The 25,218-nt window shown below is 62.7% G+C and carries 18 protein-coding genes; 11 read left to right on the top strand and 7 right to left on the bottom strand.

Translation table 11 applies throughout. The annotated features are described in order from the left end of the window. Nucleotides 1-264 precede the first annotated feature (264 nt). Both ACLH0I_RS18790 and ACLH0I_RS18785 read right to left on the bottom strand, forming a co-directional pair. Complete coding sequence (locus ACLH0I_RS18790; protein ID WP_411385068.1) at nt 265-1,653, bottom strand: VOC family protein; 1,389 nt, start codon at nt 1,651-1,653, stop codon at nt 265-267. Nucleotides 1,654-1,797: 144 nt separating this feature from the next. After that, the gene (locus ACLH0I_RS18785) at nt 1,798-2,727 is read right to left on the bottom strand and encodes an alpha/beta fold hydrolase (RefSeq protein ID WP_411385067.1); all 930 of its coding nucleotides are present in this window, start codon (nt 2,725-2,727) and stop codon (nt 1,798-1,800) included. 271 nt (nt 2,728-2,998) lie between these two features. Between ACLH0I_RS18785 and ACLH0I_RS18780 the strand changes: the two genes are divergently transcribed. Continuing rightward, nucleotides 2,999-4,084 carry a diguanylate cyclase gene (locus ACLH0I_RS18780; RefSeq protein WP_411385066.1) on the top strand — a complete coding sequence of 362 codons (1,086 nt, stop codon included), beginning with the start codon at nt 2,999-3,001 and terminating at the stop codon, nt 4,082-4,084. A gap of 85 nt (nt 4,085-4,169) precedes the next feature. Beyond that, the gene (locus ACLH0I_RS18775; RefSeq protein ID WP_186708662.1) at nt 4,170-5,408 is read left to right on the top strand and encodes a M20/M25/M40 family metallo-hydrolase; all 1,239 of its coding nucleotides are present in this window, start codon (nt 4,170-4,172) and stop codon (nt 5,406-5,408) included. A gap of 157 nt (nt 5,409-5,565) precedes the next feature. Here ACLH0I_RS18775 and ACLH0I_RS18770 read toward each other — a convergent pair whose 3' ends face one another. The 3 genes from ACLH0I_RS18770 to xthA form a co-directional block, all read right to left on the bottom strand. Continuing rightward, a complete protein-coding gene (locus tag ACLH0I_RS18770; protein ID WP_411385065.1) occupies nt 5,566-5,913 on the bottom strand; it encodes a DUF6124 family protein in 348 nt (115 codons plus the stop codon). A 474-nt stretch (nt 5,914-6,387) separates the two neighbouring features. Further along, on the bottom strand, nt 6,388-7,722 hold the full coding sequence (locus ACLH0I_RS18765; RefSeq protein WP_411385064.1) for a substrate-binding domain-containing protein: 1,335 nt from the start codon (nt 7,720-7,722) through the stop codon (nt 6,388-6,390). 205 nt (nt 7,723-7,927) lie between these two features. Further along, entirely contained in the window at nt 7,928-8,740 is an 813-nt protein-coding gene (gene xthA, locus ACLH0I_RS18760; protein WP_186706614.1) for an exodeoxyribonuclease III, read from the bottom strand. A 177-nt stretch (nt 8,741-8,917) separates the two neighbouring features. Between xthA and ACLH0I_RS18755 the strand changes: the two genes are divergently transcribed. The 7 genes from ACLH0I_RS18755 (at nt 8,918) to ACLH0I_RS18725 (ending at nt 20,180) form a co-directional block, all read left to right on the top strand. Next, nucleotides 8,918-9,562 (top strand): GNAT family N-acetyltransferase, encoded by a 645-nt coding sequence (locus ACLH0I_RS18755; protein WP_411385063.1) that lies wholly within the window; start codon nt 8,918-8,920, stop codon nt 9,560-9,562. Between the two features lie 65 nt (nt 9,563-9,627). Next, complete coding sequence (locus tag ACLH0I_RS18750; RefSeq protein ID WP_411385062.1) at nt 9,628-11,355, top strand: autotransporter assembly complex protein TamA; 1,728 nt, start codon at nt 9,628-9,630, stop codon at nt 11,353-11,355. After that, the gene (locus tag ACLH0I_RS18745; protein ID WP_411385061.1) at nt 11,352-15,038 is read left to right on the top strand and encodes a translocation/assembly module TamB domain-containing protein; all 3,687 of its coding nucleotides are present in this window, start codon (nt 11,352-11,354) and stop codon (nt 15,036-15,038) included. Before ACLH0I_RS18750 ends, ACLH0I_RS18745 begins: the two co-directional genes overlap by 4 nt. A gap of 240 nt (nt 15,039-15,278) precedes the next feature. Continuing rightward, nucleotides 15,279-15,752 carry a MarR family winged helix-turn-helix transcriptional regulator gene (locus ACLH0I_RS18740; protein WP_186706617.1) on the top strand — a complete coding sequence of 158 codons (474 nt, stop codon included), beginning with the start codon at nt 15,279-15,281 and terminating at the stop codon, nt 15,750-15,752. Further along, entirely contained in the window at nt 15,749-17,218 is a 1,470-nt protein-coding gene (locus tag ACLH0I_RS18735) for an efflux transporter outer membrane subunit (RefSeq protein WP_411385060.1), read from the top strand. The genes ACLH0I_RS18740 and ACLH0I_RS18735 overlap by 4 nt, the downstream gene beginning before the upstream one ends. Before the next feature lie 15 nt (nt 17,219-17,233). Then, entirely contained in the window at nt 17,234-18,433 is a 1,200-nt protein-coding gene (locus ACLH0I_RS18730; protein WP_186730384.1) for an efflux RND transporter periplasmic adaptor subunit, read from the top strand. Nucleotides 18,434-18,650: 217 nt separating this feature from the next. Next, nucleotides 18,651-20,180 (top strand): DHA2 family efflux MFS transporter permease subunit, encoded by a 1,530-nt coding sequence (locus ACLH0I_RS18725; RefSeq protein ID WP_411385059.1) that lies wholly within the window; start codon nt 18,651-18,653, stop codon nt 20,178-20,180. Nucleotides 20,181-20,321: 141 nt separating this feature from the next. Here the strand turns inward: ACLH0I_RS18725 and ACLH0I_RS18720 are convergent, their stop codons facing one another. Both ACLH0I_RS18720 and ACLH0I_RS18715 read right to left on the bottom strand, forming a co-directional pair. Continuing rightward, nucleotides 20,322-21,089 carry a UDP-2,3-diacylglucosamine diphosphatase gene (locus ACLH0I_RS18720; protein WP_411385058.1) on the bottom strand — a complete coding sequence of 256 codons (768 nt, stop codon included), beginning with the start codon at nt 21,087-21,089 and terminating at the stop codon, nt 20,322-20,324. Then, on the bottom strand, nt 21,086-21,589 hold the full coding sequence (locus tag ACLH0I_RS18715; protein ID WP_411385057.1) for a peptidylprolyl isomerase: 504 nt from the start codon (nt 21,587-21,589) through the stop codon (nt 21,086-21,088). Before ACLH0I_RS18715 ends, ACLH0I_RS18720 begins: the two co-directional genes overlap by 4 nt. A gap of 248 nt (nt 21,590-21,837) precedes the next feature. Between ACLH0I_RS18715 and ACLH0I_RS18710 the strand changes: the two genes are divergently transcribed. Together ACLH0I_RS18710 and cysS are read left to right on the top strand one after the other, a co-directional pair. Next, complete coding sequence (locus ACLH0I_RS18710) at nt 21,838-23,535, top strand: glutamine--tRNA ligase/YqeY domain fusion protein (RefSeq protein ID WP_411385056.1); 1,698 nt, start codon at nt 21,838-21,840, stop codon at nt 23,533-23,535. 21 nt (nt 23,536-23,556) lie between these two features. Further along, nucleotides 23,557-24,939: a cysteine--tRNA ligase gene (gene cysS, locus ACLH0I_RS18705; RefSeq protein ID WP_411385055.1), complete on the top strand. Its 1,383-nt coding sequence runs from the start codon at nt 23,557-23,559 to the stop codon at nt 24,937-24,939. The last annotated feature ends 279 nt before the right edge of the window (nt 24,940-25,218 follow it).

The raw sequence follows: 25,218 nt of genomic DNA, 5'->3' as shown, positions 1-25,218 counted from the left end.
GGACGGAAATCGCCCCGAGGTGGCCTGACGGTTATCAAGAGCTGTGCCATCTTCAAAAAAACCATAGATATCAATAGGTTGATTTGGATCTTGGTGCTTGTTTCCTCCCGGACGGCCACAAAGCGCACAAACCCTTGCCCGGCGCATGACAGATCCTCGCGGCCCACCCGGACACCGCGCCACTCGGGCAGAACCACCCAGGATGGCGCGCCACGCTGCACGCCCCCCAGGCAACTTTTTGCCGTTTTATCCTTCGGCGTATTCCTACACGCCCAATGCAGCCCTGCACTCATCGATAGAGCGCTGTTGCGTCTGGGCATACAGCCCCAACTCGTCGATGGTCCCTCGCCCCAGCGCCGCCTCGAAGGCCTGGCGGTTGGATTGCCCGGCGTAATGGCTCTGGGCGGCGTCGCCGAGGTTCGACTGGAAGATGCCGGCGGCGCTGACGGGCAGGAAGTCTTCGTACACCAAGGGCTCGGCCCGCAGGTATTGCTGTTCGAGCAAGTGTTCCAGGGAGGTCGCTGCCTCGAGGGTGCCCTTGGCGGCGAGGCCCTTGGGCGTCAAGACATAACGGAAATACGCCAATGCCTGTCGGCGCAGCTCATCGTGGTTGTCCGGGAATGCGACGAAATGTTCGGCCATCAGCACGTTGTAGCGTTCGGCGTTGGCTTCGTTGGGAAACGCCCCTAGCGCATCGCGTGCGGCGTTGAGCAATTGGTCATAGAGCGCACGGCCCTTGGGTGTGAGCGCGGCGCCCCGTTGTTCGATTTCGCCGAAGCGGGCGCTATGACTGCCTTGGGGCTGGGTCCGGGTCTGGGGCTGGTCGGTGAAGGCAACGGGCTCATCGAGCGCCTTGAAACTGGTCTGGCGCAGCAGGATCGGGCATTGGCGACGGGGCGGGCCTTCGATCACGGCCTTGGGGGTGATGCCATGCACGGGCATCCGCGCCTGGACGATGTCGATGTCCAGGGTGCGCGGCGTCAGGTGATTGATGTGCGGGCCCTTGAACGCCACCACGTCGGCGATCAGGCGATGCTGGGCGCTCAGTTGCCGATATTGTTCGGCAGTGACGGTGGCGCTGTGGTGCCAGCGAAAGGTTTCCAGGGCCTGTAGGACAAAGTCCTCGGCTTGGGTTTCGCTCAGGCCGCCCTGGCGTTCGGCCAGGTCAATGAGCTCAAGAGCGCCAGCGGTGAAGATTTGCCGTTTGGCCAACACCGATTCGGCAAAGGCCCGAAGCTCGGCGTTCTCGATCAGTTCCAGGCGCAGCAGCGAGGTAAACACCCGGAACGGGCTGACCTGCAAGGCGCTTTCATGCACGGCGCGAAACGCGGTGGAATGCACCGGTACACCGGCTGGCGTGAGGTCGTAGTAGCCCACCGGCTGCATGCCCATGACCGCGAACAGTCGCCCCAGGGTCGCCAGCTCGGCGGCGGTGCCGACGCGGATCGCGCCGTGGCGTTCCAGGTCCAGGCGCTCGAGTTCGCCAGTGTTGCGCAGGTGGGCGGCCAGTTCCGGCTGTTCGGTCAGGACCTGGGCGTTGGTGTCTTCCACCAGCTCCATCAGTGCGCCATACAACGGCACCTCGTCGCGGTACATGTCGGACATCGCTCTGGAGAAGCGTTGACGGATCAGGTCGGGGCTGACGAAGCTCATCGTGAGAATTCCTGGCGAGGGCTGTGGGAAAGTTGGACGAAAGATCGCAGTCTTCGCCGGTCCCGGCAAACGAAGAATCTTCAGGACTTCATTCTGCCAGGGACTGACCCACCGGTTCACCACGGGGCGTTGCTTGCATCATGATCACTGCCCCAATCCCTTGAGAAAGTCACGGTACAGCGCCGCGGTTTTCCCCGGTTGTTCGATCATGGGCAGGTGGCCGATCCCGTCCCAGATTTCCACACGCAAGTCCGCGATGCCCTTGCTCCATACGGGCACGCTGCTGACGTCGATCACCCGGTCCTGGCGACCCCAGAGCAGCAGCGAAGGGGCACGAATGGCGGCCAAGTGGGGCTCCATTGGCGGGCTGGCGCGAAAGTCGGTGTAGATCTCCGCCAGTTCTTCGCGCTGCTGTACATAACGCTCGGCCACGGCCGCCATGACCATGCCGGGCACCCAGGGCGGCGAGGCCATGGTCATTGCGTAGAACGGCATGAATTCCTCCCGCGAATGCACGAGGGACGGGTTACGACCGGCGGCCAGTTGGCGGTCCATGTCACTGGGTTGGGGGGAGGTGACGCCGGCCGGATTGAGCAGCGCCAGGGTCAGCACGCGGTCAGGCGAAGTGGCCGCCAGCCACGCGGCGAGATGCCCACCCATGGAACTGCCGATCACGTGGACCTTGTCCAGGCCGCAGGCGTCGAGCAACTCGATCACTCGCCGGGCCTGGGTCGGGATGTCGTAACCGCCGCCGGCCTTGAAGCCGGTTTCGCCATGGCCGGGGAGGTCGGGGATCACCACTCGGTAATCACCGACAAACTGTCGGGCAACCCGCAGCCAGAGGTTCTTGTCGCCGCTGTAGCCGTGCAGCATCAGGATGCTCGCCGATGCTTCATAAGGCCCGCCCTGCCAGGTCGACACGGTCATTTCACTGATGGGCACGGTGATTTTGCGCAACCGGTAAAGGCGTGCTTCCAAGGCCATGCTCATGTCGTAGATCACATGGCCGATGCCGGGATAGGTCAACCAACTCCAGGCGATAAGTACAGCAATAACCACGAACAACACCAGCATGTTTTGCCCTCCATGGGCTGCGACAGAATGTAATCAAACGGATCAGGCGGTGTTCAGTGAAGCTTAACCCAGGAACATCGTTGCCCAGGAACCCTGCTTTGCGAGGCGTCACGGATTTCCTTGTCATATATAGCCAAAATCCGAGCAGAGCCCCCGCATTTTGCCGAAGAAAAATACCCCTGCATTCAGTGGTGGCTATTTGATGCCGCCCTGATAGACTCCAGGCAAGCCCATCCCGATGATTCGGGAAACCCGCGGTGCAGAGGCGTCTATGCAAAAGACGGGAAAAAAGGGACTGTCGTTGGCCAGGAGGCTCTACGTATCGCGCATCCTGGGCCTGACGCTGGGGTTGCTGCTGGTCAGCGCCGCGCTCTATCCCCTCGATCCGCCGCCCTGGGTCTGGGGCTTCATGCTGTTCAACGGCCTGCTCTGGCCGCACCTGTCCTATGGGTGGGCTCGCCGATGCGCGGTGCCGTACCACGCCGAACACCGCAACTTGTTGATCGATGCCTTTCTCGGCGGCTTCTGGGTCGTGGCGATGCAATTCAACCCGCTGCCCACGGCCGTCACGCTGGCGATGATGGCGATGAACAACGTCGCCATCGGTGGTCTGCGTTTCCTGCTCGTCGGGGTTGTGGCCCAAGTGGCGGGCATCGCCGTGGGCACGGTGATCTTCCCGCTGACCGGCGTGCCCATGACCAGTCCGGCACAGATCTACGCTTGTCTGCCGCTGCTGTGCCTGTATCCGATGGCACTGGGCTGGATCTGTTTTCGCCAGGCCTACACCCTGGGGCGACAGAAGCGTGAATTGCTGGCCCTGAGCCGTACCGACAGCCTGACCGGGTTGCTCAACCATGGCGCCTGGAAAGACCGCCTCAACGAGGAGTTCCAGCGTTGCGGGCGCCATCCAGCGGACGGGACCACCCATGGCGCGATTGCGCTGATCGACATCGACCATTTCAAAGCCATCAATGACACCTACGGCCACGGCGCCGGCGACGTCGTGCTGCGCCGGCTCGGCAAGCTGCTCAGGCAGAACCTGCGCGCCGCCGACATTGTCGGGCGTTATGGTGGCGACGAGTTTTGCGTGGTCTTGCCGGACCTGACCCTGCATAACGCTGTGCAGGCGATGGATGGTTTGCGTGAGCGCTTCGCGACCCTCAGCTACGAGCAGGATCCGACGCTTAAAGTGAGCCTGAGTATCGGCCTGGCGGTGTTCAACCCGGCGTATGGCGACGCAACGCTTTGGCTCAACGATGCAGACCAGGCGTTGTACGAAGCCAAGACCAGCGGGCGCAACCGGGTCACTTGCCACCGACATCGGCAGGTGCTGGAAGCATCGGTTGTTTCCCTTTGAGATGGCCACCTGCTGTCTAGAGCCTTGCCCCGTTGTCAGGTAGGGTGCCCATGGCACTCTCTCGATACGGAACAAGGATGAAATCATGACGATGACCGCTGTTCGCTCCCGTCTGGCCGTCAGCCTCGGCCTGAGCCTGGCCCTTGGCGCCTTCACCCCCATGGCCTTCGCGCAACCCCATCAACAAATCCTGACCGATGCGCAGCAGTACCAGGGCGAGGCCCTGAAGCTGCTGGAGCGGCTGGTGAATATCGACTCCGGCTCCGGCTATGTGCCGGGGCTGACCCAGGTCGGTGACATTGCCATCGACGAACTGGAAAAGTTGGGCGCCACCATCGAGAAGGTGCCGAATTCGGACGGTAGCCAGCACATCCTGGCGACCCTCAAGGGCACCGGTAAAGCAAAAATCCTGCTGATGGCCCATATGGACACGGTGTTCAAGGAGGGCTCGGCCGCCGAACGCCCGTTCCACATCAAGGATGGCCGCGCCTACGGGCCGGGGGTGATGGATGACAAGGGCGGCATCGTCGCCGGGATCTACGCCTTGAAAGTGCTCAAGAACCTCGATTTCAAGAATTACGCGCAAATCACCTTCCTGCTCGACGCCAGCGAGGAGACCGGCTCGGACGTGGCCACCGACCTGATCAAGAAAACCGCCAAGGCCCACGACGTGACCCTCAACCTCGAGCCGGGTCGCCCGGCCGACGGCCTGGTGGTGTGGCGCAAGGGCAGTGCCACGGCGCTGGTGGAGGTCAAGGGCAAGGCATCCCACGCCGGTGTCGCGCCGGAACTGGGGCGCAATGCGGCGATGGAAGCTGCGCACCAGATTCTGCAACTGGGCAAGCTCGGCGACGCGGAAAAGAAAACCACCATCAACTTCACGGTGCTCAAGGCCGGTGACCGGACCAACGTGATCCCCGACCAGGCGAGCGCCAAGGCCGATGTGCGGGCGGCGGTGCCGGAAGAATTCGACCGTATCGAAAAAGACCTGGCCCGTGTTTCACAGGACAAGTTGATCGCCGATACCGAAGTCACCACCAGCCTCAAGCGCGGCCTGCCACCGATGCCGCAGACGGCGGAGTCGGACCGATTGATGGCCATGGCCCAGGGCATCTATGGCGAACTGGGGCGCAAACTGACCGAAGAAGGCAGCGGCGGCGCGGCGGACGCCAGTCTGTCAGCCGGGGTCGGTACGCCGACGCTGGATGGGTTCGGCATCGTGGGTGGCAATATCCACACGCCGGAGGAATACGCCGAAGTCGAGAGCGTGGTGCCAAGGATTTATCTGTTGTCGCGGATGATCATGGAGTTGGCGGGGCGGTAACAGGCCGCTCGTTCAGTCATGACACACATGCCCTTGTGGCGAGGGAGCTTGCTCCCGCTGGACTGCGCAGCAGGCCCAAGCTTTTGGTTAGACACAAAATGCTTGGGGCCGCTTCGCGACCCAGCGGGAGCAAGCTCCCTCGCCACGGGGTGATGCGCTATGTCGACGGGCGCGCTTCGACGTTGTCCAGCGCTCGGTTTGCCAGCTGTCCACTCAATTCGATCAATTGCTGGATGCCCAGGGCAATGTGGCGCCTTGAGCCTTCCAGGTCGAAGGCCAGGTCGCTGAGCATGGCGTTGGCCGAGGCCAGGTTTTCGCTGAGGTTGGCGAGCAGGGTTTCGGTGTCGATGCCGTTGATAAGGGTGAAGAGCTGGCTTGGGTCGGTTTGCGGTTTGCTGGATTTGGGTTTGAGGTAGTAATCGAGGGCGCGGTCTGCCGCCGCTTTGTCGAGTGCTTCCGAGTCGGCTGGATGTTTGTCCGGCGGGTTTGGGGTTGCTTTGAACATGGATGAAACTCCTTGGTAATGGGAGCCGCAACCTTTTGCTACCAAACATTGGGTGGCGGCTATACGCAGGTTGGTAGACCGGGTACCAAGGCAAACCCAGCGCGCCACAAGGGCGCCCCGCGCACAGCCGCCATAATGAATATGCCGGAGCTGTGCGCCTTAGTTTTACCCGGGCTACCAAACCCGATCGCTGATTTTCAGCGACCCGGAAACAGTAAAGCCCGCCCTCAAGGCGCACAAGCCGGCGGATTCTGGCGTAGTTGTAGGCAATGGCGCAAGGTGAGGTCGTTCGGTCTTACGCCGAGATTAATGCGATAAACATAAAGCTTTTGTGGCGAGGGAGCTTGCTCCCGCTGGACTGCGTAGCAGGCCCAAGTTTTTTGGTTTGATACAAAATGCTTGGGGCCGCTTCGCGACCCAGCGGGAGCAAGCTCCCTCGCCACAAGAGCGGGTAGGCGTTTGATGGCGTCGTTGCTAGTAAACCCAAACCTCCACCCGCCGATTCCTGACCCGTCCTTCATCCTCGCTGTTGGCGGCCACCGGCATCAACGCCCCGAACCCTCGCACTTCCCGTAGCGCCACGCCGTATTTGACCAATTCCCGTCGCACCGCCATGGCGCGCAGTTTGGACAACAGATCGGCCCGCGCCGGGTCGTCCTTGGCGTCGCCAAAGCCCACCAGGGTCACGCGTCGGTCGGCTTTGCCATGCTGCTTTATATAGTCGAGCACGCGCCCCAGGTCCTGGTGGGCCTTGTTGTCCAGGCTGGCGCTGCCTTCTTCGAAGCGAAAATTCACGGTCAAGCGTTGGGCATGGCGGCTCAGGGCCTGGTAACCCTCGGGCATCAGTGCATTCGGTGCGACGGCCATGGCTTGGACGGTCTGGGCGATGAAACCGTTGGCCGCGACGATGGCCTGGCCTTTGTCGCTTTGGGTAAACGCCACCAATGCTTCGGCCCAGGGGTTGGTGCCCCAGGGTGGCAGATAGAAGAACAGGCGCCGGGAAAGCGGGTAGTCCTCGGTGGCGATCAGGTGGTTGAGCGGCAGCATGGGCTGGGATGCGCCGTCGACAATGGCCAGCGCCTTGGCCTGGCGCACGTAGGGCAAACCGATGAAACCGATGCCTTGCGGGTCCTGGCTGACCGCGTCGGACAGCTGTTCGCTGGACTCGAAGCGTCGCGCTGTAGGATCCAGCCGTTTTCCCTGTCGGCTAAGGACCAGTTCCTTGAAGGTGTCGTAGGTGCCGGACTGCTCATCCCGGGCGTACAGATGAATCGGCCCGCCCGTGCCGCCGACGGCGTCCCAGGTTTTTGCCTCGCCGCTGAATATTCGTGCCAGCTGTACGGTATCGAGTTGGCGCAGTGGGTTGTGGGGATGAAGGATGATCGCCAGGCCATCGATGGCGATGACTTGTTCGGCGGCAGGACTTTTCAGGTCGCCCAGGGACGACAAGTCCTTCAGTTCACTGTCCTTGATCGGCCGGGAGGATGCCGCCAGGTCGGTGCTGGCCTGTTTGATGGCAGCAAAGCCGGTGCTGGAGCCGTGGGCTGCGATATCTACCTGCACCCGTCGGCCATCGGCGGTCTGGCCGACGATGCGCTGCTCATTGTCGCGCCCCGTGATTTCGCCGCTGACCCTGAGCAGCCCCTGGTCTTCCATCAATCCCCTGACCAGCGCCGGTCCCAGCGCCGCGCCGATGGTATTGGAACCCTGCAGGCGCAAGGCTGGGCCGTGTTCGGGAATGGGCAAATTGCCGGCCCATGCCACGAACGGCAGCCAGAGGCCCATGAAAAAGACAACACACAGCCGCATGCCGGCACCTGCTGAACCCGAGGAAGTGCCGGAAGATTAAGTCGGTCAGGTTACTGAAAGGTGACAGGGGTGCGACGGGGCACCGAAGTCCAATGTGGGAGCGAGCTTGCTCGCGATGACGGCGGCACATTCAGGATCTATGTGACAGTTAGACCGCTATCGCGAGCAAGCTCGCTCCCACAGGGGGTATTTGGATGCTTCGGACTTAGCCCAACTGCAACCAGATCGGCGCATGGTCCGACGGTTTTTCCATGCCCCGCAACTCATAGTCCACGCCGGCATCCTTGACCCGTGGCAGCAGGCCGTGGGAGGTGAGGATCAGGTCGATGCGCAGGCCACGCTTGGGTTCGTCCTCGAAACCGCGGCTGCGGTAGTCGAACCAGCTGAAGCGGTCGGTGACGTCCGGGTTCAGGTGGCGGAAGCTGTCCACCAGGCCCCAGTTCTTCAGGCGGGCCATCCATTCGCGCTCTTCCGGCAGGAAGCTGCATTTGCCGGTCTTCAGCCAGCGCTTCATGTTGTCCGGGCCGATGCCGATGTCGCAGTCTTCCGGGGAAATGTTCACGTCACCCATTACCACCACCGGCTGGTCGTTGCTGAAGCGGCTTTCCAGCAGATGCTGCAGATCGCTGTAGAAACGTTCCTTGGCCGGGAATTTGGTCGGGTGGTCGCGGCTTTCACCCTGTGGGAAATAACCGTTCATGATGGTCACCGGCACGCCGTTGGCATCGGCGAAGGTGCCCCAGATGAAGCGCCGTTGGGCGTCTTCGTCGTCACCTTCGAAGCCTTTGTACAGGCTCAGCGGTGCCTGGCGGGAGAGCAGGGCGACGCCGTAGTGGCCTTTTTGCCCGTGGTAATGCACGTGGTAGCCCAGGGCCTGCACTTCGGCCAGGGGGAACTGTTCGTCGTGGACCTTGGTTTCCTGCAGCCCGATCACATCCGGCTGGTGCTTCTCGATCAGCGCCGCCAGCTGATGGGGGCGGGCGCGCAGCCCGTTGATGTTGAAGGAGACGATCTTCATGGTCGGCTGTCCTGGCAAAACTGCGATGCTAGCTGACATGTGGGAAGGGAGCCAGCGTGGCAGTAGGACAAATGCGCTGCTAATGTCCTTTGCATGTAGGAACGATCACGACCCTATCGAGTTCGTACTCAATAAGAGCAGGGCCTTACCGAGCCTCGCCCCAGGAGATCCAACGCCATGCCTGAAACCGCCATCGCCGACGTCCATATGCTCGACAGTGGTTATTCCCGTGAAGCCCGTTCGTTGCTGTACCAGGCCTATCGCCATGAGCCGACCTTCAGCTACCTGTTCGAATCCGAGCGTCCCGGTTATGAACAGCGGGTACGGGCCACGGTGCGTGAGCTGGTCAAGCAGCATTTTCTCCAGGACCTGCCGGCCGTCGGCCTGCTGGTCAACGACCGCCTGATCGGCATTGCCCTGATCGCCCCGCCGCAGCGGCGCCTGGGCATCACTGAAAGCTGGGCCTGGCGCCTGCGCATGGTCTTGAGCACTGGTTTTCGTTGCACAAGGCGCTACTTGGACTATCACGCAGCGGTGCTGGCCTGCCTGCCGTCCGATGCGGTCCATGTACTGCCGCTGCTGGGGGTGCACCCACAGTTCCAGGGCAAGCATTTCGGCGAACAATTGCTCACGGCGGTGCATAACTGGTGTGCGGTGGACGAACATTCCCGGGGCGTGGTGCTGGACACCGGCAACCCGCGTTACCTGGAGTTTTATAAACGCCAAGGTTACGAGGAAATCGGGGAAGTGGCGGTAGGACCGATCCGCGAGCATGTGTTCTTCCACGCCAACCCGCAGGTTCTGCAAAGCGCAACGGCATAGTCGGGCGAACTTTTAGGAAATGTCCGGCTCTATCAGGCACCTACGCTCGTGATAGCATCCGCGCCATGAACCGCTCAGGAAGAATGATCAGTGGCGCGCTCTTGCTGTCCCTCAGCTGCGCGGCCCTGGCAAAAAGTGAATTGGAAGTACGCGTCCAGCCGTCCAACGACGAACTCAAGGCCAACGTAGAAGGTTACATCGGTGGCTTGGGTGATCGTGACGAGGAGGCCTTGCTGCGCTTCAGTCGCGGCGCCGAGGAACAGGCGCGCAAGGCCGCCCAGGCGCTGGGCTACTACCAGCCGCAGATCGACAGTGAGGTCAAGGGCGGTAAGGATCCGCGCCTGGTGCTGACCATCGACCCCGGCGAGCCGGTGCACTTGCGCAATGTCACTGTGCGCATCGATGGCCCGGCGGCTTCGCTCAAGGCTTTTCGCGTACCCGGCAACGCCGGCCTGAAACCCGGCGCGGTGCTCAATCATGGTCGTTACGAAGACGCCAAGCGGGTCATCCAGAACCAGGCCTCGCGCTATGGCTATTTCAATGGGCGCTTTACCCAGCAGAAACTCCTGGTAGACCCTCAGGCAGGCCTCGCCGATATCGAGCTGGTCTATGACAGCGGCCCGCGTTATGCCTTGGGTCCGGTCAGCTTCAAGGGCGACACGCCGTTCGACGAAGACTTGCTGCAACGCATGGTGCCGTTCAAGGCCGGCACGGCGTACGATTCCGAACTCATCGCAGAACTCAACCAGGCCCTGCAATCGAGCGGTTATTTCGAAGGCGTGCGCGTCGATGCCGCGCCCACCGCTGCCACCGATAACGTGATTCCGGTGGCGGTCAAGCTCGACACGCGCAAGCCGCGCACCATGGGCCTGGGCCTGGGCTTTTCCACCGACGTCGGTCCCCGGGCCAAAGCCAACTGGACGCGTCACTGGGTCAACCCCCAGGGCCACAGTTATGGCTGGGAAGCGGAAGTGTCGGCGCCCCGGCAGAACGTCGGCCTGTGGTACGACGTGCCGCTGGACCCGCCGCTGACCGACAAGATGCGCTACGCCGGCGGTTATCAATATGAAGAACTGGCCGGCACCGACAGCCTCAGCAAACTGCTCACCGTGGGCCCCGAATGGCACAGCAAGTTGCCCAGCGGCTGGCAGCGGGTGGTGTCGCTCAAGTGGCAGCGCGAGGAGTACCGCCTCGGCGACGATGCGGGCCTGAGCACGTTGCTGATGCCCGGCGTGAGTTATTCCTACCTGCGCAGCGACAACCGCATCGACCCGCACAACGGCTACCGTTTGCAGTTCGACACCAAGGTCGCCAAGGAAGGCCTGGGTTCGGACAACAACCTGTTGTACGGCACCGCCATGGTCAAGGGCCTGACCACCGTGTTCGACAAGCATCGGCTGCTGGCTCGGGCGCAGATCGGCGGGAGCGCCACCAATGGCTATAAATCCATTCCGCCATCCCTGCGCTTCTTCGCCGGTGGCGACCAGAGCGTGCGTGGTTACGACTACCAGAGCCTGTCTCCGGAGAACTCCGAGGGCGACCGTATCGGTGGTCGCTACATGGTCGCCGGCAGCCTGGAGTATCAATATTCCATCGCGGAAAAATGGCGGGTGGCGACGTTCATCGACCAGGGCAACTCTTTCAACAGCCTGGAGCTGCCGAGCCTGAAGACCGGCGTGGGTGTTGGCGTGCGTTGGGTGTCGCCGGTGGGGCCGATCCGCCTCGACCTGGCCCATGCGATGGACGACGAGGGCGGCATTCGATTGCACTTTTCCATGGGGCCTGAGCTGTGACGCGTGGTTTGAAGACAACGCTGCTGGCGCTCGCCGGGGTATTGCTGGCGGTCGTGCTGGCCTTGAGCGTGGCGCTGGGCACGGCCTTTGGCAGCCGCTGGGCCCTTGGCCTGGTGCCTGGGCTGAGTGTGGAAAATTTCCAGGGCCGGCTGGGCGGGCAGTGGAGCGCCGATCGGCTGCTGTGGCAGCAGGGCGACAGTCGGGTGGAGGTGGATCGGCTGATATTCGCCTGGTCGCCGCTGTGCCTGGCGCGCATGACCCTGTGCATCGAACAGCTCAAGGCCGACCAGATCGCGTTGCAATTGCCAGCCTCGGCCGATGAGCCAAGCAGCGGCCCGATCAGCTTGCCGGACCTGGACTTGCCGCTCGCGATCGAACTGGGCGATGTGCAAGTCGGCAGCCTGTCGTTCAACGGGAGCGAGCAGCTCAAGGGCTTGCAATTGGTTGCCCATTGGACCGCCGAGGGCCTGCAGATCGATTCGGTGCAATTACAGCGCGACGCGCTGGGTCTGCAGCTGTCCGGCTTGTTGAAGCCGGGCGGCGACTGGCCATTGAACGCCGAAGGCCGATTGACCTTGCCGGCGCCAGGTGCGGCGCCCTGGGCACTGGACCTGAAAGTCGAGGGCAACCTGCTCAAGACCCTCAACCTCAAGGCCGACAGCAGCGGCTACCTGCAAGGCCAGTTGACCGGTGAGCTGCAACCGTTGGCGGACAACCTGCCGGCCAAGGTGCGCATCACCGCCGACGGCTTCAAGGCCAGCGCCGACCTGCCCGACACCTTGTTGCTCAACCAGCTGGAATTGACCGGCGCAGGCGATCTGAAAAACGGCTACCAACTGCTCGGCAAGGCGACCCTGCCGGCCGAGAAAGGACCGGTGGCGTTGCTGCTACAAGGCACCGTGGACGCCAATGGCGCACACATCGCCGGTTTGGACCTGGACGCCGGCGATCAGCAAAGCCTGAAACTCAACGGGCGGCTGGACTGGCGCGAAGGCCTGGACGCCGAGGCGAAAGTCGCCTGGCTGGATTTCCCCTGGCATCGCCTTTATCCGCTGATCGACGAGCCGCAGGTGACCTTGCGCAGCTTCAACGGCGAAGTCTCATACACCGATGGTCAATACCTGGGCAACTTCCAAGCCGCCCTGGACGGACCGGCTGGAGCCTTCAGCCTGGACAGCCCCTTCAGCGGCGACCTGACGCAAATTCATCTGCCACAGCTCAAGCTCGCCGCGGGGCAGGGCAAGGCCGAAGGGCACCTGAGCCTGCAGTTTGCCGACGGCATTGCCTGGGACACGGCGCTGCAACTGTCGGCCATCAACCCGGCGTACTGGCTGGGCGAACTGCCCGGGACCCTGGCCGGGCCGTTGCGCAGCAAAGGGGCGATGAAGAACGACCGCCTCGACCTCGACGCGGACCTGGACCTCAAGGGCAAGCTGCGCGGCCAACCGGCGCAATTCCAGGCCAAGGCCAGCGGTGCCGGCGAGCAGTGGAACCTCAGCGCGCTGGATATCCGCCTGGGGGACAACCGCATCAACGGCAGCGCGAGCCTGCAACAGAAAATCACCGGCCAGATCGACATCAAGCTCTCGCGCCTGGCCCAGCTCTGGCCGCAACTGCGCGGCCAAGTGGTCGGCCGGGTCGACATGGCCGGCACGCTCAAGGCGCCCCAGGGCAAGCTCGGCCTGCAAGGCTCGCAGTTGGCGTTGCAGGACAATCGCCTGCAAAGCCTGAACCTGGATGCGACCCTCGACAGCGCCCAGCGCGGCAAGCTCGACCTCAAGGCCAGTGGCATCCGCGCCGGCGAAACGTCGTTAGGCGTGCTGACCGTCAGCGGGCAGGGCGACATCAAGCGGCAATCACTGAGCTTGGATTTGCAGGGGCCGCAGCTCGACACGGCCCTGGCACTCGACGGCGCCCTCGACCAGGGGAGTTGGCGCGGGCGCCTGGCCAGCGGCGAGGTGCAGGCCGGCGGTCAAGCCTGGCGCCTGCAAGCCCCGGCGAAACTCGAGCGCCTGGCCGATGGCACGCTCAACGTCGGCGCCCATTGCTGGCGTTCCGGTGAGGCCAGCCTGTGCGGTGAAGACCAACGGCTGATGCCGGAGCCAAAGCTGCGTTATCACCTCAAGCAATTCCCCATCGAAAGCCTGGCCCAGTGGATGCCCAAGGATTTTGCCTGGCAGGGCCGGCTCAACGCGGACCTGCAATTGGACCTGCCGGCCAGCGGCCCGAATGGCCGTATCCTGGTGGATGCCAGTGGCGGCACCTTGCGGATTCGGGATAAGGCGAGTGATAAGCCGCGATGGCTGGACTTCCCGTACCAGACCCTGACGCTCAACAGCCGCCTGACCCCCAAGCGCATCGACACCGACCTGAATTTCGTCGGTGCCAGGCTCGGCGAACTGATGCTCCAGGCGCAAATCAACCCGCTGCCGGCGAGCAAGCCCTTGAGCGGCTCATTCCGCCTGACCGGCCTGGACTTGTCCGTGGCCCGGCCGTTCGTGCCGATGGTGGAAACCCTCACCGGTCACCTGAACGGCAGCGGGACGTTGTCCGGTGGTTTGCTCGCGCCTCAGGTCAACGGCAGCCTGGTGCTCAGCGACGGCGAAGTCTCCGGGCCGGAGCTGCCGGTCAGCCTCGAAGCCTTGCAAGTGCGGGCGATGATCGCCGGCGAAACGGTACGGCTCGACGGCGACTGGAAAAGTGGCAAGCGTGGGCAGGGCAGCCTGACCGGGAACATCGGCTGGGGCGATGCCCTGTCCATGAACCTGGCCCTCAAGGGCTCGCAACTGCCGGTCACCGTTGAGCCTTATGCGGTGCTCGACGTGGCACCGGACCTGAACATCACAATGCAGGGCGAGCAGCTTTCCATTGCCGGCAAGGTCCTGGTGCCCAAAGGCGAGATCACTGTTCGCGAACTGCCACCGTCCACCGTCAAGGTCTCGGATGATACGGTGATCGTCGGCCACCAGACCGAAGAGGGCAAGGCGCCGCTGGCCATGGCGATGAACATCGACGTGATCGTCGGCCAGGACAAACTCGCATTCTCGGGTTTCGGCCTGACGGCCAACGTCCAGGGCCAGGTGCACATCGGCGACAACATGGACACTCGCGGTGAACTGTGGCTCAACGACGGCCGCTATCGTGCCTACGGGCAACGGCTGACGGTGCGCCGGGCACGGCTGCTGTTCGCCGGCCCCATCGACCAGCCCTACCTGGACATCGAAGCGATCCGCCAGACCGACGATGTGGTCGCCGGCATCCGCTTGAGCGGCAGCGCCGAGCAACCGACCACGCAAATCTTTTCCGAACCGGCCATGAGCCAGGAGCAGGCATTGTCCTACCTGGTGCTGGGCCGACCGCTGAGCACCACGGGCGAGGACAACAACATGCTCGCCCAGGCCGCCTTGGGCCTGGGGTTGATGGGCAGTTCGGGGGTGACCAGCAGCCTGGCCAATAACCTGGGCATCGATGATTTCCAGCTCGACACCCAGGGCAGCGGCAACACCACCAGCGTGGTCGCCAGCGGCAACCTCTCGGAAAAGCTCAGCCTGCGCTACGGCGTCGGTGTGTTCGAACCGGCCAACACCATCGCCCTGCGCTACAAGCTCAGCAAGAAGGTCTACCTCGAAGCCGCCAGCGGCGTCGCCAGCTCGCTGGATATCTTCTACAAGCGCGATTTCTAACTTCATCCCCAAGTCCCCCTGTGGGAGCGAGCTTGCTCGCGATAGCGGCATGACATTCAACCTCGTCGTTGATTGACACACCGCTATCGCGAGCGAGCTCGCTCCCACATTTGTTCGCCTACAGGTTTGTCTGCGTTTCGTCTGTTGGTGAATAGCACGCTAACGATTTGTTTGACATTTGCTGCCTAAGCAGTAATATTTCGACATACATTCACTGCCTAGGCAGCAAACGGTGCCCGGATGAAGCATTTCACCCCTGACGAATTTCACAATTGCCACCTCGGCATGCTGCTCGGCCGCGCCGCGCTGCTCAAGGATCGGATCATCGACACCCACATGGAACCCGTCGGCATCACCGCCGCGCAGTTCAAGGTGTTGATCATCATGGCCCAGCACGGCATCGACACGCCGGTCGAGCTGTGTCGCTACCTGTCCCTGGACAGCGGCTCGATGACGCGCATGCTCGATCGCCTGGAGCAGAAAGGTTTCCTGGTCCGCCAGCGCTCGGCAGAGGATCGGCGCCAGGTGCAATTGGTGTTGACCGAAGCTGGCCAGGCCCTCGCCGATCGCCTGCCGTTCATTGGTGCCGACGCCATGAATCAGTTGGCCGGAGCCATTAGCCGCGAGGAGCTGCAAACCCTCGAAGACATCCTCAAGAAAATACTGCTCGCCGCCGGTGATCCCATCACCGTGTTGCGATTGGGGGAGAAATGAAACGTCAAACCTTGCGTACCCGCTTGAGCCTGGTGCTGTTGGCCATGAGCCTCGCCGGTTGTGCCAGCTACAGTGGCTTGAAGACCGAAGGCGTCAGCCTCGAGGCCAAGAGTCTCCAGGCTGGTCAATCGTTGAATGGGGTCGCGCTGTCGCCGGCCGCGTGGCCGAAAAACGACTGGTGGAAAAGCCTCGGCGACCCGCAACTCGACGGCCTGATCCGTGAAGCCTTGCGCGACAGCCCGGACATGCAGGTCGCCAGCGCCCGGGTCCACCAGGCCAGTGCCGCGGCCTATGCCGCCAACGCGGCACGCCTGCCGACCCTGGATGCCAGCGGCAGCGTCAGCCGTTCGCGACTGGCCCGTGACCAGGACCCGCAAGGGCAGGGCGGGGCCTACAGCACCCTGCGTTCGCTGAGTGTGGACTTCAACTACAATTTCGACCTCTGGGGTGGCCAGCGTGCCGCCTGGGAAGCCGCCCTGGGCCAGGCCCGCGCCGCCGAGATCGATCGCCAGGCCGCGCAACTGACCCTGGCTGCCGACGTGGCCCGGGCCTACAGCGACCTGGGCCAGGCCCACATCATTCATGACCTGGCCGCCGAGGACCTCAAGCGCACCCGGCAAATGCTCGATCTGGGCAAGCGCCGTCTCAGCGCCGGGATCGACAGCGAATATCAGTTCCAGCAGACCGAAAGCCTGGAAGCCAGCGCCGATGCGACCCTGATCGACGCCGAGAAACGCCTGCAGAGCGCCAGGATCGCCCTGGCCGTGCTGCTGGGCAAGGGGCCGGATCGCGGCAACGAAATCGCCCGGCCGAACGTGCTGCAAGCCAGCGCGGTCGCCTTGCCGTCGAACCTGCCGGCCGAGCTGCTGGGCCGCCGTCCCGACCTGGTCGCGGCGCGCTGGCGGGTGGAGGCGGCGAGCAAGAACATCGAGGCTGGCAAGACCCAGTTCTATCCCAACCTCAACCTGAGCGCGGCGGCGGGAGTGCAGTCGTTGCTGGGCGATGCGATGTTCGGTTCGCCCAGCCGTTTCTTCAACGTGGCGCCCACCGTGTCGCTGCCGATCTTCGACGGCGGCCGTTTGCGGGCGGACCTGGATGCCCGGGACGCCGATTACGACCTGGCGGTGGCGCAGTACAACAAGAGCCTGGTCACGGCCCTTGGCGATGTCAGCGACACCATCAACCAGTTGCGTGACATCGCTCGCCAGATCGGTGCCCAGCAACATGCCACCGACATCGCGCAGAACTCCTACGACACCGTGGTCCAGCGCTACGGCTCGGGCATCGGCAATTACCTGGACGTGCTGAGCATCGAGCAGCAATTGCTTCAGGCCCAGCGCCAACTGGCGAACCTGAATGCCGAGCAGATCGATTTGTCGATCCAACTGATGCAGGCCCTGGGCGGTGGTTTCGAAGCCCAGACCCTGGCGGCGGCCACGCCGACCCCTGCCACGCCGACCCACTGATTCGAGGTACTTGTCATGGCGACTGCCGAAACGACTCAATCCGCACAAACCCAAGACAGCGGCAACCCACGCAAGCGCAAGGTCATGCTGTTGGCACTCACGCTGATCGTCATCCTCGCGGGCCTGGGGGTGTGGGGCTGGCATGAACTGTATGGTCGCTGGAGCGAAAGCACCGACGACGCCTATGTGAATGGCAACGTGGTGGAAATCACTCCGCAAGTCACCGGGACCGTGGTGAGCATCGGTGCCGATGACGGCGACCTGGTGCGTGAAGGCCAGGTGCTGGTGCAATTCGATCCGAACGATGCCGAAGTCGGGCTGCAAAGTGCCCAGGCCAACCTGGCCCGGACCGTGCGCCAGGTCCGTGGCTTGTACAGCAACGTCGACGGCATGCGGGCGCAGGTCAATGCCCAAGAGGCCGAAGTGCAGAAGGCCCAGGAAAACTACAGCCGACGCAAGAACCTGGCGGCCGGCGGGGCGATTTCCCAGGAAGAACTGTCCCACGCCCGGGATGACCTGACCTCGGCGCAGAACGCCCTGGCCAATGCCCGGCAACAGCTCAAGACGACCAGCGCGTTGGTGGACGATACCGTGGTGTCATCCCATCCCGATGTGCAAGCCGCGGCCGCGCAACTGCGCCAGGCCTTCCTGACCAATGCCCGCAGCACCTTGATCGCGCCAGTCACCGGCTATGTCGCCAAGCGCACCGTGCAGTTGGGGCAACGGGTGCAGCCGGGCACGGCGCTGATGGCGGTGATCCCGCTGGATCAACTGTGGATCGATGCCAACTTCAAGGAAACCCAACTGCGTGACATGCGCATCGGCCAGCCAGTGGACATCGAAACCGACTTGTACGGCAGCGATGTGAAGTACAGCGGCACCATCGACAGCCTGGGCGCCGGGACCGGCAGCGCGTTTGCCTTGCTACCGGCGCAAAACGCCACCGGTAACTGGATCAAGATCGTCCAGCGGGTGCCGGTGCGTATTCACATCAATGCCCAGGAGCTGGCCAAGCATCCGCTGCGGGTCGGCCTGTCGACCCAGGTCAGCGTCAACCTGCACGACCAGAGCGGCCCGGTGCTGGCCCAGCAGCCACCGCAGAAAGCTTCGTTCAGCACCCAGGTCTATGACCGACAACTGGCCGATGCCGACGCGATGATCACCCGCCTGATCCACGACAACAGTGCCGCGGCGAGCAAGACCGCGCAGCGCTGAACTAGCTTCGTCGAACGCCTGTGGCGAGGGAGCTTGCTCCCGCTCGGCTGCGAAGCAGTCGTAAAGCCGGCGGGTGCGGTGTGACTGATGCTCCGCATTCGGCGGGTTTTGGGGCCGCTTCGCGGCCCAGCGGGAGCAAGCTCCCTCGCCACAGGGCGTAATTCCATTTCATCGGGGCGCCAGTAATTCGCCACCTTCGCTTCATAGGATTCTCGCAATGAGCAATAACGCGTCCTTCACGCCGCCCAGCCTGTTGCTCAGCACCATCGGGCTGTCGCTGGCGACGTTCATGCAAGTGCTCGACACCACCATCGCCAACGTCGCCTTGCCGACCATTTCCGGCAACTTGGGCGTCAGCTCGGAGCAGGGCACCTGGGTGATCACCTCGTTCGCGGTGAGCAACGCCATCGCCCTGCCGCTCACCGGCTGGCTGAGCCGACGCTTTGGCGAGGTGAAGCTGTTTTTGTGGGCAACGATGCTGTTCGTGCTCGCTTCGTTCCTGTGTGGCATTTCCACTTCGATGCCGGAGCTGATTGGCTTTCGTGTGGTCCAGGGGCTGGTGGCCGGGCCGTTGTACCCGATGACCCAGACGCTGCTGATTGCCGTATACCCGCCGGCCAGGCGGGGCATGGCCCTGGCGCTGCTGGCGATGGTCACGGTGGTGGCGCCGATTGCCGGGCCGATCCTCGGTGGCTGGATCACCGACAGCTACAGTTGGCCGTGGATCTTCTTCATCAACGTGCCGATTGGGATCTTTGCGGTGATGGTGGTGCGCCAGCAGCTCAAGGCCCGGCCTGTGGTCACCAGTCATCAACCGATGGACTACGTCGGGTTGATCACGTTGATCATCGGCGTCGGTGCACTCCAGGTGATCCTCGACAAGGGCAACGACCTGGACTGGTTCGAGTCGAACTTCATCGTCATCGGAGCCTTGATTTCAGTCATTGCCCTGGCGGTGTTCGTGATCTGGGAAATGACCGATCGTCATCCGGTGGTCAACCTGCGGCTGTTCGCTTATCGCAACTTCCGCATCGGCACCATTGTGCTAGTGGGCGGCTATGCCGGGTTCTTCGGCATCAACCTGATCCTGCCGCAATGGTTGCAGACGCAGATGGGCTACACCGCGACGTGGGCCGGGCTGGCGGTGGCGCCCATCGGCATCCTGCCGGTGCTGATGTCGCCTTTCGTCGGCAAGTACGCCCACAAGTTCGACCTGCGCTTGCTGGCCGGGCTGGCGTTCCTGGCCATCGGCCTGAGCTGCTTCATGCGCGCCGGCTTCAGCAATGAAGTGGATTTCCAGCACATTGCGCTGGTGCAGTTGTTCATGGGGATTGGCGTGGCGCTGTTCTTCATGCCGACCTTGAGCATCCTGATGTCGGACCTGCCGCCGCACCAGATTGCCGACGGCGCGGGGCTGGCGACGTTCCTGCGGACCCTGGGCGGCAGCTTTGCCGCGTCGTTGACCACCTGGATCTGGATCCGCCGGGCCGACCAGCATCACGCCTACCTGAGCGAAAGCATCAGCACCTTCGAGCCCACCACCCGCGAAGCCCTCAACCAGCTCGGCGGCGCGGGTGCGCCGGCCTATGCCCAGCTCGACCAGATCCTCAACAGCCAGGCGTACATGCTCTCCACCGTGGATTACTTCACGTTGCTGGGGTGGGCGTTCATGGGGTTGATCGTGCTGGTGTGGCTGGCCAAACCGCCGTTCGCGGCGAAGGCGGGGCCTGCTGCCAGCGGTCATTGATTCAAGCACAATCGCTGTGGGAGCAAGCTTTTGTGGGAGCCGAGCTTGCTCGCGATAGCGGCGTGACAGACAGCAGAGATATTGACTGGACGGGCCCCATCGCGAGCAAGCTCGGCTCCCACAAGCTCGCCTCCACAAGGGTCATGGGTGGCTGGGGATTGCCTCGGGTGCCGGCAGTTGTGGCGGCGGCGCAAACCCGAACGGCGCCAACGCAAACCCCTGTTCATCCACCTGCAACGCCCAGCCTTGCTTGTCCCAATCCCCCAGCACGATGCGTCGGGCGGCGTGTTCGCCCAGTTGCAACTTGTGGATGGCGGGGCGGTGGGTGTGGCCGTGGACCAGGGTCTTCACGCCGTATTGCTGCATGATCCGCGGGATCTCTTCGGGCGTGACGTCGACAATGTCATTGGCTTTCATGCGTGTCTGCGCGCGGCTTTCGCTGCGCAGCTTGCGCGCCAGTTTCTGGCGGCTGCCCAGCGGCAGGTGACGCAGGATGAACAGCGTGACCGGGTTGCGCAGCCAGCGCCGCAGCTTCATGTAGCCTTCGTCGCGGGTGCAGAGGCTATCACCGTGCATCAGCAGCACCGGCTCACCATTGAACTGCACGACGCTCGGGTCCTTGAGCAGGGTGCAGCCGGCCGCTTTGCAGAAGGCCTGCCCCAGCATGAAATCGCGATTGCCGTGCATCAGGAAAATGGCCGTGCCGCTGTCGCTCAATTCGCGCAGGGCCTGGCAGATGGAACGCTGGAACGGCGTCATGGCATCGTCGCCGATCCAGGCTTCGAAAAAGTCGCCCAGAATGTACAACGCTTGCGCCGAACGGGCGCGTGTGGCCAGTAAATCCAGAAACGCCCGGGTGATGTCCGGGCGCTCCTCTTCCAGATGCAAGTCTGAAATCAGCAGTATCACTCAATGATCTCGGCTTTCTCGATGATCACGTCTTCTGCCGGGACGTCCTGGTGGCCAGCCTTGGAAGTGGTGGCGACGCCTTTGATCTTGTCGACCACGTCGGTGCCGGCGGTGACTTTACCGAATACCGCGTAGCCCCAGCCCTGGACGTTCTTGCCACTGTGGTTCAGGAACGCGTTGTCGGCGACGTTGATGAAGAATTGCGCGGAGGCCGAATGCGGTTCCATGGTGCGGGCCATGGCGACGGTGTACTTGTCGTTGGAGAGACCGTTGTCGGCTTCGTTCTGGATGCTTGGGCGCTTGTCTTTCTTTTCCTTCATGCCCGGCTCGAAACCACCGCCTTGAATCATGAAGTTACCGATCACGCGGTGGAAAACGGTGTTCTCGTAATGGCCTGCCTTGACGTATTCAACGAAGTTGGCAACGGTAATCGGAGCCTTCTCGGCGTTCAGTTCCAGGACGATGTCGCCATGGTTGGTGGTCAGTTTGACTTGGGTCATGATTACTACTCTTTCAAGAAATTCGTGGGTTTCGGGGCGCGAACGCCCGCAACCGGTCCGGCTGCAATCGCCAGGTTGGGCAGTTTAGCGCGCCAGGCACGAAATTCGAGGCTGTTTTTCATCTGGCCGTCGATTAAATTCAATCGTTTGCCGGCCTGGCCTGTCAGGTGCTTGACAGCATCGGCTATGATACGGGCTTTGATTTATCAGGCCGCACCCGGCCGCGCACTTGTCTGTTCAAGGATCCTATGAGCAAGCCCACTGTCGACCCTACCTCGAATTCCAAGACCGGCCCGGCCGTGCCGGTCAATTTCCTGCGCCCGATCATCCAGGCGGACCTGGACTCGGGTAAGCACACACAGATCGTCACGCGTTTTCCTCCGGAGCCCAACGGCTACCTGCACATCGGCCACGCCAAGTCGATCTGCGTGAATTTCGGCCTGGCCCAGGAGTTCGGCGGCGTCACGCACCTGCGTTTCGACGACACCAACCCGGCCAAGGAAGACCAGGAATACATCGACGCAATCGAAAGCGACGTCAAGTGGCTGGGTTTCGAATGGTCCGGTGAGGTGCGCTACGCCTCGCAATATTTCGACCAGTTGCACGACTGGGCAGTGGAGCTGATCAAGTCCGGCAACGCCTACGTGTGCGACCTGACCCCCGAGCAAGCCAAGGAATACCGTGGCAGCCTGACCGAGCCGGGCAAGAACAGCCCTTTCCGTGAACGCAGCGTGGAAGAGAACCTGGACCTGTTCGCTCGCATGCGCGCCGGTGAGTTCCCGGACGGTGCCCGGGTGTTGCGCGCCAAGATCGACATGGCCTCGCCGAACATGAACCTGCGCGACCCGATCATGTACCGCATCCGTCACGCCCATCACCACCAGACCGGCGACAAATGGTGCATCTACCCCAACTATGACTTCACCCATGGCCAGTCGGATGCCATCGAAGGCATTACTCACTCGATCTGCACCCTGGAATTCGAAAGCCACCGTCCGTTGTACGAGTGGTTCCTCGAGCACCTGCCGGTGCCGGCCACCCCGCGCCAGTACGAATTCAGTCGCCTGAACCTGAACTACACCATCACCAGCAAGCGCAAGCTCAAGCAACTGGTGGACGAGAAGCACGTCATTGGCTGGGACGACCCGCGCATGTCGACGCTGTCGGGCTTCCGTCGTCGCGGCTACACACCCAAATCGATCCGCAATTTCTGCGAGATGGTCGGCACCAACCGTTCCGACGGCGTGGTGGACTTCGGCATGCTGGAATTCAGCATCCGTGACGACCTGGACCACAGCGCCCCCCGCGCCATGTGCGTGCTGCGTCCGCTGAAAGTCGTCATTACCAACTACCCGGAAGGCCAGGTCGAGAACCTCGAGCTGCCGCGCCACCCGAAAGAAGACATGGGCGTGCGCGTCCTGCCATTTGCCCGGGAAATCTACATCGACCGTGACGATTTCATGGAAGAGCCGCCAAAAGGCTACAAGCGCCTGGAGCCTGCCGGTGAAGTGCGCCTGCGTGGCAGCTACGTGATCCGCGCCGACGAAGCCATCAAGGACGCCGACGGCAACATCGTCGAACTGCGTTGCTCCTACGATCCCGACACCCTGGGCAAGAACCCGGAAGGTCGCAAGGTCAAGGGCGTGATCCACTGGGTGCCGGCCACCGCCAGCGTCGAGTGCGAAGTGCGCCTGTACGATCGCCTGTTCCGTTCGCCGAACCCGGAGAAGGCCGAAGACAGCGCCAGCTTCCTGGACAACATCAACCCTGACTCCCTGCAAGTACTTACGGGTTGTCGTGCCGAGCCTTCGCTGGGCAACGCACAGCCGGAAGACCGTTTCCAGTTCGAGCGCGAAGGCTACTTCTGCGCGGATATCAAGGACTCGAAACCCGGTGCTCCGGTATTCAACCGTACCGTGACCTTGCGCGATTCCTGGGGTCAGTGATCAAGTCTTAAGGGAAACCCTGTGCTTACGATCTACAACACGCTCACCAAGAGCAAAGAAGTCTTCAAGCCGCTGGATGGCAACAAGGTCCGCATGTATGTCTGCGGCATGACCGTGTACGACTACTGCCACATCGGCCATGGTCGCAGCATGGTCGCCTTCGACCTGGTGACCCGCTGGTTGCGTTTCAGTGGCTACGACCTGACTTACGTGCGCAACATCACCGACATCGAAGACAAGATCATCAACCGTGCCCGTGAAAACGGCGAGCCGTACGATGCGCTGACCGAGCGCATGATCAAGGCCATGCACGAGGACGAGGCGCGCCTCAATATCCTCAAGCCGGACCTGGAGCCCCGTGCCACGGACCACATCCCGGGCATGCTGGCGATGATCCAGACCTTGATCGACAAAGGTTATGCCTACGCCCCGGGCAATGGCGACGTGTACTACCGTGTCGCCAAGTTCATGGGCTACGGCAAGCTGTCGCGCAAGAAGATCGAAGACCTGCGCATCGGCGCACGCATCGAAGTCGACGAGTCGAAGCAAGACCCGCTGGACTTCGTGCTGTGGAAGGCTGCCAAGCCGGGCGAGCCGAGCTGGGAGTCGCCATGGGGCGCCGGGCGTCCGGGCTGGCACATCGAGTGCTCGGTGATGTCCACCTGCTGCCTGGGCGAGACCTTCGACATTCATGGTGGCGGCAGCGACCTGGAATTCCCGCATCACGAAAACGAAATCGCCCAGAGCGAAGCGGCCACCGGCAAGACCTACGCCAACGCGTGGATGCATTGCGGCATGATTCGCATCAATGGCGAGAAGATGTCCAAGTCCTTGAACAACTTCTTCACCATCCGCGACGTGCTCGACAAGTACCACCCGGAAGTCGTGCGTTACCTGCTGGTGTCCAGCCACTATCGCAGCGCCATCAACTACTCGGAAGACAACCTCAAGGACGCCAAGGGTGCCCTGGAGCGTTTCTACCATGCGTTGAAGGGCCTGCCTGCCGTGGCGCCCGCTGGTGGCGAAGGGTTCGTGGCGCGTTTTACCGAAGTGATGAACGACGACTTCGGCACGCCGGAAGCCTGCGCGGTGCTGTTCGAGATGGTGCGCGAAATCAACCGTCTGCGTGAGAGCGATCTCAATGCCGCGGCCGGTCTCGCGGCCCGCCTGAAAGAACTGGCCAGCGTGCTGGGTGTGTTGCAGCTCGAAGCCGATGACTTCCTGCAGGCCGGCGCCGAAGGCCGGGTGGACGCCGCCGAGGTCGAAGCCTTGATCCAGGCGCGCCTGACCGCCCGGACCAACAAGGACTGGGCCGAATCCGACCGCATCCGCGACCAGCTCACCTCCATGGGCGTGGTGCTGGAAGACGGGAAGGGCGGGACGACCTGGCGACTGGCGGACTAATATCTTCAAAGCCTGCAATACCCCCTGTGGGAGCGAGCTTGCTCGCGATAGCGTCAGATCAGTCCGCAATGATGTTGACTGAAAGACCGCCATCGCGAGCAAGCTCGCTCCCACAGTTTTTTGCGGAGTTCACAGGCATCCCATCCCTCACAAATCCCCTGTGGGAGCGAGCCTGCTCGCGAATGCGGTGTGTCAGGCAGCACTTTTGTCACTGATACCCCCCGCAGTTTTTTGCATGCCAACCCTGGCAATCATTGCTTTATGAGCTAGTACTGTCAG

This window comes from Pseudomonas sp. MPB03 (genome assembly GCF_046605385.1).
Taxonomy (GTDB): Bacteria; Pseudomonadota; Gammaproteobacteria; order Pseudomonadales; family Pseudomonadaceae; genus Aquipseudomonas; species Aquipseudomonas zanjanensis.
This window is presented reverse-complemented; position numbering and strand designations above follow the sequence as displayed.

Bases quoted from the DNA above. Each gene is read 5' to 3' on its own strand.
- ACLH0I_RS18740 (WP_186706617.1), top strand. From the start codon at position 15,279: ATGAAGCATTTCACCCCTGACGAATTTCACAATTGCCACCTCGGCATG.
- ACLH0I_RS18790 (WP_411385068.1), bottom strand. From the start codon at position 1,653: ATGAGCTTCGTCAGCCCCGACCTGATCCGTCAACGCTTCTCCAGAGCG.
- xthA (WP_186706614.1), bottom strand. From the start codon at position 8,740: ATGAAGATCGTCTCCTTCAACATCAACGGGCTGCGCGCCCGCCCCCAT.
- ACLH0I_RS18735 (WP_411385060.1), top strand. From the start codon at position 15,749: ATGAAACGTCAAACCTTGCGTACCCGCTTGAGCCTGGTGCTGTTGGCC.
- ACLH0I_RS18710 (WP_411385056.1), top strand. From the start codon at position 21,838: ATGAGCAAGCCCACTGTCGACCCTACCTCGAATTCCAAGACCGGCCCG.
- ACLH0I_RS18780 (WP_411385066.1), top strand. From the start codon at position 2,999: ATGCAAAAGACGGGAAAAAAGGGACTGTCGTTGGCCAGGAGGCTCTAC.
- ACLH0I_RS18725 (WP_411385059.1), top strand. From the start codon at position 18,651: ATGAGCAATAACGCGTCCTTCACGCCGCCCAGCCTGTTGCTCAGCACC.
- ACLH0I_RS18750 (WP_411385062.1), top strand. From the start codon at position 9,628: ATGAACCGCTCAGGAAGAATGATCAGTGGCGCGCTCTTGCTGTCCCTC.
- ACLH0I_RS18765 (WP_411385064.1), bottom strand. From the start codon at position 7,722: ATGCGGCTGTGTGTTGTCTTTTTCATGGGCCTCTGGCTGCCGTTCGTG.
- ACLH0I_RS18715 (WP_411385057.1), bottom strand. From the start codon at position 21,589: ATGACCCAAGTCAAACTGACCACCAACCATGGCGACATCGTCCTGGAA.
- ACLH0I_RS18775 (WP_186708662.1), top strand. From the start codon at position 4,170: ATGACGATGACCGCTGTTCGCTCCCGTCTGGCCGTCAGCCTCGGCCTG.
- ACLH0I_RS18730 (WP_186730384.1), top strand. From the start codon at position 17,234: ATGGCGACTGCCGAAACGACTCAATCCGCACAAACCCAAGACAGCGGC.
- ACLH0I_RS18770 (WP_411385065.1), bottom strand. From the start codon at position 5,913: ATGTTCAAAGCAACCCCAAACCCGCCGGACAAACATCCAGCCGACTCG.
- ACLH0I_RS18785 (WP_411385067.1), bottom strand. From the start codon at position 2,727: ATGCTGGTGTTGTTCGTGGTTATTGCTGTACTTATCGCCTGGAGTTGG.
- ACLH0I_RS18755 (WP_411385063.1), top strand. From the start codon at position 8,918: ATGCCTGAAACCGCCATCGCCGACGTCCATATGCTCGACAGTGGTTAT.